At 68.9% G+C, this 4,747-nt stretch carries 7 protein-coding genes and 1 pseudogene; 6 read left to right on the top strand and 2 right to left on the bottom strand.

The features are described 5' to 3' along the window. The 6 genes and pseudogenes from ACN4E0_RS13490 to ACN4E0_RS13465 form a co-directional block, all read left to right on the top strand. Nucleotides 1-404 (top strand): annotated as a pseudogene (locus tag ACN4E0_RS13490) (RNA pseudouridine synthase); the annotation flags it as partial. After that, nucleotides 404-1,003, top strand: coding sequence for an FMN-binding negative transcriptional regulator (locus tag ACN4E0_RS13485; RefSeq protein WP_419568656.1), 600 nt, complete (start codon nucleotides 404-406; stop codon nucleotides 1,001-1,003). The pseudogene ACN4E0_RS13490 and the gene ACN4E0_RS13485, both read left to right, overlap by 1 nt. After that, complete coding sequence (locus tag ACN4E0_RS13480) at nucleotides 1,000-1,659, top strand: HAD-IA family hydrolase (protein ID WP_419568654.1); 660 nt, start codon at nucleotides 1,000-1,002, stop codon at nucleotides 1,657-1,659. The genes ACN4E0_RS13485 and ACN4E0_RS13480 overlap by 4 nt, the downstream gene beginning before the upstream one ends. Then, nucleotides 1,646-1,885: a hypothetical protein gene (locus tag ACN4E0_RS13475; RefSeq protein WP_419568652.1), complete on the top strand. Its 240-nt coding sequence runs from the start codon at nucleotides 1,646-1,648 to the stop codon at nucleotides 1,883-1,885. The genes ACN4E0_RS13480 and ACN4E0_RS13475 overlap by 14 nt, the downstream gene beginning before the upstream one ends. Beyond that, the gene (locus ACN4E0_RS13470) at nucleotides 1,882-2,583 is read left to right on the top strand and encodes an ATP12 family chaperone protein (protein WP_419568650.1); all 702 of its coding nucleotides are present in this window, start codon (nucleotides 1,882-1,884) and stop codon (nucleotides 2,581-2,583) included. The genes ACN4E0_RS13475 and ACN4E0_RS13470 overlap by 4 nt, the downstream gene beginning before the upstream one ends. Then, nucleotides 2,580-3,128, top strand: coding sequence for an MOSC domain-containing protein (locus ACN4E0_RS13465; RefSeq protein ID WP_419568648.1), 549 nt, complete (start codon nucleotides 2,580-2,582; stop codon nucleotides 3,126-3,128). The genes ACN4E0_RS13470 and ACN4E0_RS13465 overlap by 4 nt, the downstream gene beginning before the upstream one ends. Before the next feature lie 4 nt (nucleotides 3,129-3,132). Here ACN4E0_RS13465 and ACN4E0_RS13460 read toward each other — a convergent pair whose 3' ends face one another. Together ACN4E0_RS13460 and ACN4E0_RS13455 are read right to left on the bottom strand one after the other, a co-directional pair. Next, nucleotides 3,133-3,717 carry an ABC-type transport auxiliary lipoprotein family protein gene (locus ACN4E0_RS13460; protein ID WP_419568646.1) on the bottom strand — a complete coding sequence of 195 codons (585 nt, stop codon included), beginning with the start codon at nucleotides 3,715-3,717 and terminating at the stop codon, nucleotides 3,133-3,135. Nucleotides 3,718-3,728: 11 nt separating this feature from the next. Beyond that, a complete protein-coding gene (locus tag ACN4E0_RS13455) occupies nucleotides 3,729-4,679 on the bottom strand; it encodes an MlaD family protein (RefSeq protein WP_419568644.1) in 951 nt (316 codons plus the stop codon). Nucleotides 4,680-4,747 lie beyond the last annotated feature (68 nt).

Below are 4,747 nucleotides of genomic sequence, written 5' to 3'. Positions count from 1 at the left end.
AGCCGATGACCGGGCGCACGCACCAGTTGCGCGTCCATTGCGCGGCGATGGGCCACCCGATCGTCGGCGATGGCAAGTATGGCGGCAAGGATGCCTTCCTTACCGGCGCGGTGAGTCGCAAGATGCACCTTCATGCGCGGCGGCTGATCATCGACAGCCCCGACGGCGGCAAGCTCGACGTGACCGCCGAACTGCCCGAGCATTTCGCGGCCAGCATGGAACATCTGGGCTTCGCGGAAAGCGCCAGCGACGCGACGCCGATGCGCGACGATCCGCCGCCCAAGAGCCGCGAGGAAAAGAAGCAGCAGGCGCGCCAGCACGCCAAGAACTTCCGCAAGTCGCAACGCTCCCCGCGCCGCTCGCGCGGTGCCGCAGGCAAACCCAAGCCCAAGGGCAAGCGCTGATGCATCCCAATGCGCTGTTCCGCACCGACGATCACGCGATGATGCGCGAATGGATGGGCGGGATCGGCTTCGGCATGGTGTTTCTGACCACGCCCGAGGGGCCGCGCGTCGCGCACACGCCCTTCATTCTGCGCGAGGGCGACCGGCTGCAATTCCATCTCGCGCGCGGCAATGCGCTGACGCGGCATCTCGACCGCGCGACGGCGCTAGCTACGATCAACGGCCCCCAGGGTTATGTTTCGCCGCGATGGTATGCCAATCGCGATACGGTGCCGACCTGGGACTATGTCGCGATCGAGCTCGAGGGATCGGTGCGACGACTGGATGATGGCGAGCTCGACAGCCTGCTCTACGATCTGATCGACACGCACGAGAGCCGCCTCGAAGGCGAACGCTGGAAGGCGGACGAAGCGAGCGAAGCTACGTGGAACGGGCTGTTCAAGGCGATTGTCGGCTTCGAACTCGCCATTCGCGAATGGCGCCCGACCTTCAAGCTGTCGCAGAAACGCAGCGCGGACGAACGCGCAGCGATCGCCACGGGCCTGGCCGCCGCCGGGAACGCCGATCTCGCCGCCGTCATGCAGGGGCATGCCGCTTGAGTCGGCTCGTCGTCTTCGATTGCGACGGCACGCTGGTCGATGGTCAGGCGGCGATCTGCGACACGATGGAACAGGCCTTCGCCACCGCCGGGCTGGTCGCCCCCGATCGCCATATGGTACGCCGCATGGTCGGGCTGAGCCTGCCCTATGCGCTGCGCGAACTCGCACCCGATGCCAGCGACGACCAGCGCCATGCCGTGGTCGAGGCCTATAAGACCGGCTTTCGCGCGCTGCGCCTTTCGGGTGCGCTGCGCGAACCGCTGTTCGAAGGCATCGGCGCGCTGATCGACGAACTCGGCGGCGCCGGACATCTGCTCGCGGTCGCCACCGGCAAGAGCGATCGCGGGCTGATCGCCTGCCTCGACACGCATGGCATCCGCGAGCGCTTCGTCTCGCTGCAGACCGCCGACCGGCATCCTTCGAAACCGCACCCCGCCATGCTCGAGGCGGCGCTGGTCGAGGCCGGTGTCGCACCCGCCGACGCGGTGATGATCGGCGACACCAGCTTCGACATGGAAATGGCGGTGGCCGCGGGCGTGCGCGCGATCGGCGTGTCCTGGGGCTATCACGAGCCGCACGAACTGCTCGATGCGGGGGCCAGCGCGGTGGCCGAAACCGCGCGCCAATTGGGAGACCTGATCCGTGGACCAGCATGACCCGTCCGCACATGACCCTGCCCCGACTGACCCGGCCAAAGCCCGCTTCCTGACGATCCAGGCGGTGCGCCTGTCGGGCGTGGCATTGGCAGTGCTCGGCGCGCTGGTGCTGGCGCTGGTCCTGCCGCTGCCCGAAGTGGCGGGCTATGTCCTCCTCGCGCTCGGCGCGCTCGACGTCTTCGTCCTTCCGCTGGTGCTCGCCCGGCGCTGGAAGAGCGGCGCATGAAGCGCTTCTACACGCAGGTCAGTGTCGAGAAGAGCGAGCCCGGCCACTACGTCGCGCTCGACGGTCGGCCGATCAAGACGCAGGGCGGCCAGCCGCAGGTGGTGGCCTCCACAGCGCTCGCGCAGGCGCTGGCGGCGGAATGGGCGGCACAGGGCGAAACGATCGACCCGGCACATTTCGCCTTTCGTGATATGACCGACTATGCGCTCGACGTGGTGCCAGGGACGCGCGAGGAGATCGTCGCCAAGCTGCTGCGCTACGCCGACACCGATACGCTGTGCTACCGCGCGGATCCCGACGAGCCGCTGTGGCATCGCCAGCGCGAGGTCTGGGACCCGCTGGTCGAGGCGCTGGAGCAGCGCGACGGCGTGCGCTTCGAACGCGTGAGCGGGATCGTCGCCAAATCACACCCGCCCGAAACTCTCGAGCGTCTCGGGGCACGCCTCGAGAGCCTCGACGATTTCACCCTCGCCGCGCTCGAACAGCTGGCCTCGCTCGCCGCTTCGCTGTGCATCGGGCTTGCCGCACTCGAGGACGGGGCCGATGGCGAAGCGCTGTGGTCCGCCGCCAATCTCGAGGAGGACTGGCAGATCGAGCAATGGGGCGAGGACGAGGAAGCGAGCGCACGCCGCGCGCACCGTCTCGGCGAATTCCTCAAGGCGATGGAGTTCGTGCGGCTGGCGCGGACCACGCAATGATCCCGGTGCCGCGCGTCCTCAGCGTCGCGGCAAGTTCCGAACACGGCTTCTCCAAGCAGGTCCGTGACACGATAGACGTGGTCGCGGGGCTGGGTGTTGCCGGCGATGCGCATGCGGGCACGACGGTCAAGCACCGCTCGCGGGTCCGAATCGACTCGACCCAGCCCAATCTGCGGCAGGTCCATCTGCTCCATGACGAGCTGCTCGCCGAACTGGCCGGGCGCGGCTTCGCGGTCGGGCCGGGCGAGCTGGGAGAGAATATCCTGACCACCGGCATCGATCTCCTCGCGCTCCCGCGCGCAAGCGTGCTGGCGATCGGTCCCTCGGCGCGCCTCGAAGTTACCGGGCTGCGCAATCCCTGCGCGCAGATCGAGGCGTTCCGGCCCGGCCTGCTCGCCGCCGTGCTCGAAAAGGCGCCCGACGGCGCGCTGATACGCAAGGCGGGCATCATGACGATTGTCTTGGCAAGCGGCCCGATCGCGCCGGGCGCCCAGATTTCAGTCGAGCTCCCGCCTCCGCCGCATCGCGCGCTCGAGCGGGTCTGACGCCTCAGCCGAGCCAGTCGGCGACCTGGCCGGCGACGTCGTTGGCGGCCTGGTTGAGCGCCGGGCCGACAAAGCCGGTTTCGGGCGCGGCGACGGGCACCCGCGCCTCGAACCGGCGGGTGACGACGGCCGAATCGGCGGAATTGCGCACCGCGTCGAAGGTCACCACAGCCTCGCGCGAACGCGCATCGTAGCCGAAGGCGCGCAGCGTGCCCTGCAGGCGGTCGGACGCCAGCGCGCCCGGATCGTCGCCGTCGATGACCACGCGGTTGGAGCGCGCGCGGACGGTTTCCGCGATCAGCCGACGGAACAGTCGCGCGGGCCGTTCGACCCACACCGCATCCTTGAGATAGGCGAGCTCGGTATCGGTGACCTGCACCGGCACGCGGGTGACGTCGAGCGCCTTGGGCACTTCGAATTCGGACAGCACCAGCGCGCTGCTCTGCGCTCCGCTCGCGCCCGTACCGGCCGGTGCGGTGGTCGCGGGCGTCAGTGTCAGCAGGCTGTCGGGCGCCTCGCCGCCGAGGCTGAGACAGCCACCGAGCAGCAGGGCCGGAGCCAGCGCGGCGAGTTTGATGGTGCGTGTCATGCTCAGGCCCCTCACGGCTTGTAGTCGGGCAGCGGCTGGCTCGATAGCAATGCGCCCGCGCCCTTTTCGTCGATCTTCTCGGTCACGTCGCGCAGCGCCTTGCTGGTCGCGCGCAAGTCCTTGAGCGTCGCCTCCGCGGCGGGCAGCGTGCTTTCGGTCAGCTGCCTGGTCGCGGGCCGCGCCTCGTTGAGCGTGTCCTCGAGCGCCTTGGCAGCGCCGCTCGCCGACTTGAGCGTGGCGCGCAGGTCCTTGGCGATCGCCTCGCCTTCCTCGTTGAGGATGCGGTCGGTGGTCGCGGTGACCTTCTCGAACTGGTCGAGCGTTTCGGCCGCCTCGCGCAGCGTCACCTGCAGCTCGGCCATGGTCCGCTCGAGCTGCGGCGCGGCGGAGGCGAAGCCGGCGCTAGCGGCGTTGGTGTTGGCGAGGATCTGCGAGATCTCTTCCTGGTTGCGATCGCTCAGCAGCATGGTCAGCCGCTCGGTCAGCGTCGCGAGGCGTTCGAGCAGCAGCGGCGCGCTGGCCAGCACCGCGCCGAAGCCGCCGCCGGCGGTCGGCGGGATGATCGGCACGCCCTCGGTGCAGGCGGTGGTCTCGCAGGAGATCGGTGGCGCCCCGCTGCGCGCGCCGTCGAGCGTGATCGTCGAGACGCCGGTGAAGCTGCCCTGGATCGTCGCGGTGGTGCCGACGAGGATCGGCACGCTTTCCTTGACCTTGATCCGCACGCGGACGAATTCGGGGTCCTTGTCCCACAGCTCGATCTGGTTGACCTGGCCCACGGGCACGCCCGCGAAATCGACCGAGCTGCCGTTGGCGAGGCCGGCGACCGACTGCTTGAAGAAGATGTCGTATTCGTTCTGCGCCCCGCCGCCGAGCCGCGCCAGCCAGACGATGAACAGCGCGAGCGCGCCGAGGATCAGCAGCGTGACCGCCCCCACCCAAACGTGATTTGCCCGCGTTTCCATTGGTTTCGCCCTATGCCTTGCCCGCAGGCGGTTTGTCCAACGCTTTGACCGCATGCGCGGCGACCGGT

The sequence above is a fragment of the Qipengyuania sp. genome, from assembly GCF_048550555.1.
In the GTDB taxonomy this organism is placed as follows: domain Bacteria; phylum Pseudomonadota; class Alphaproteobacteria; order Sphingomonadales; family Sphingomonadaceae; genus Qipengyuania.
This window is presented reverse-complemented; position numbering and strand designations above follow the sequence as displayed.